The sequence below is a fragment of the Fundidesulfovibrio magnetotacticus genome (assembly GCF_013019105.1).
Lineage (GTDB): Bacteria > Desulfobacterota > Desulfovibrionia > Desulfovibrionales > Desulfovibrionaceae > Fundidesulfovibrio > Fundidesulfovibrio magnetotacticus.
Genome location: NZ_BLTE01000043.1, coordinates 1 through 1,456 on the forward strand (window position 1 = coordinate 1; position 1,456 = coordinate 1,456).

General features: G+C 60.7%; 1 protein-coding gene. It reads right to left on the reverse strand.

Annotated features, from left to right (window positions below):
- Positions 1 to 34: 34 nt before the first annotated feature.
- Positions 35 to 1,387 (reverse strand): transposase, encoded by a 1,353-nt coding sequence (locus NNJEOMEG_RS20210; RefSeq protein WP_173087281.1) that lies wholly within the window; start codon positions 1,385 to 1,387, stop codon positions 35 to 37.
- Positions 1,388 to 1,456: the final 69 nt, after the last annotated feature.

Genomic DNA, 1,456 nt, shown 5'->3' on the forward strand with positions numbered 1-1,456 from the left:
TTAACAGCCCGTTGCAAAAGGTCGTTTTCGGCTATTACCCCTCACAGACGACTGCGATGGGCATGATTGCGCGGCATTGCTCCTCTGCAACCAAGACAATGGCCAAGAAGGCCACAGACGAGGTCATTTCGGGCCATATCATTACAAACCAAGCGTTGGCCCACCCTCTCGGGGTGCCGTAACCGGTCTTGATTCGCATCAGCAGGCCGAGATTGAAGCCAGCCACATGGAGCAGGTAGCGTTTCTGGACGTTTTCCCGGCCTCTGAGCCAAACCCGGCGCATGCCGCCGGACCGGTCCAGGGTGTGCTCGAAGCTCCTTTCGACCAGTTCGGTCCGTTGCTTGCTCATCGCCTTCCCAGCCATTGACGATATCCGGGCGCGGTTGTTGTACACGGCGCGCCGTGCCTCATGGTCGCCACGCCAAGAGTTCAAACCGCTTCGCTTGGGTTCGGCGATTCTCGTCCTCCACGGTCCGCCGTCCAGATCCTTGAGGACATCCCGAGAGAAATAGCCTTTGTCCGCGACCAGTTCCGCCGGATCGTCCGGGCATGGCGGTGTGGGAGTGACCCGACCCAGGCTTTCCTGGGCGGCTTCCAGTGTCTTTGGCAGAGTCGCGGTGTCGCCCTTGTCCGCTTCGTGGACCTCGACCGCCACGACCGCCCCGGTGTCCAGGTCCACCGCATGCTCGGGCTTGTAGGCCAGATGAGTCCGGCCATCCTTCATCTTGGTGATCTTCGCCTCGGGATCGACCGACGACTGCCAGTCCTTGTTCGAGAGTGTCTTACCCGTGCGCTTGCGGTCCAAGCGGGCTAGGTCTTCATCCGTAGGGGACTCGATCCCGCTTTCCTTGGCCATGCGCAGGAGCATCTTCCGGTAGCTCTCGCCAGTGTCCCGGCGTACGATGGTCTTGAGCGCGGCGTTGGCCTCCATCGTCGAGGCGTCCACGCCGATCCGACCGCCGAGGACCAGACCTTCCTTGCACAGCACCTTGAGCACCCAAGTGAACACGTCCTGATGGATCGCCAGCGGCAGGCGGGACCGCGTCCGGCTCAACGAGGAATGATCCGGGACCGACTCCTTGGTCGAAAGCTGGAGAAAGTCACGGAGAGAAAGAGAATCGGCACATCGCCACTCGATGCCGCGCTCGCTGTCGATGCCCTCGAAGTACCCCACGAGGTGCATCCGGAAATATCGGCCGGGCGGAATCGATGGGCGGCCCTTGTCCGAATAGAAGGGCTTGCACAACTTCTCGGCGAAGGCGTCGAAGCCGGACTTCCGCAGAATCTGCTGGAGGCGGTCGTAAAAAGCGTGTCCACGGGACCGGGGAATTTCATCCCAGGACAGATACATCTTCCCTTGCTGGTCACTCTGACGGCCAAGGCCCATCACATCACCTCCAACCTCTCGATGGCTGGATTCTCGGTCACCTTGCGGAGTTTTTCAACACGCTGTTAA

Coding starts and splice junctions, on each gene's coding strand:
- NNJEOMEG_RS20210 (WP_173087281.1), bottom strand. CDS start 1,387: ATGGGCCTTGGCCGTCAGAGTGACCAGCAAGGGAAGATGTATCTGTCC.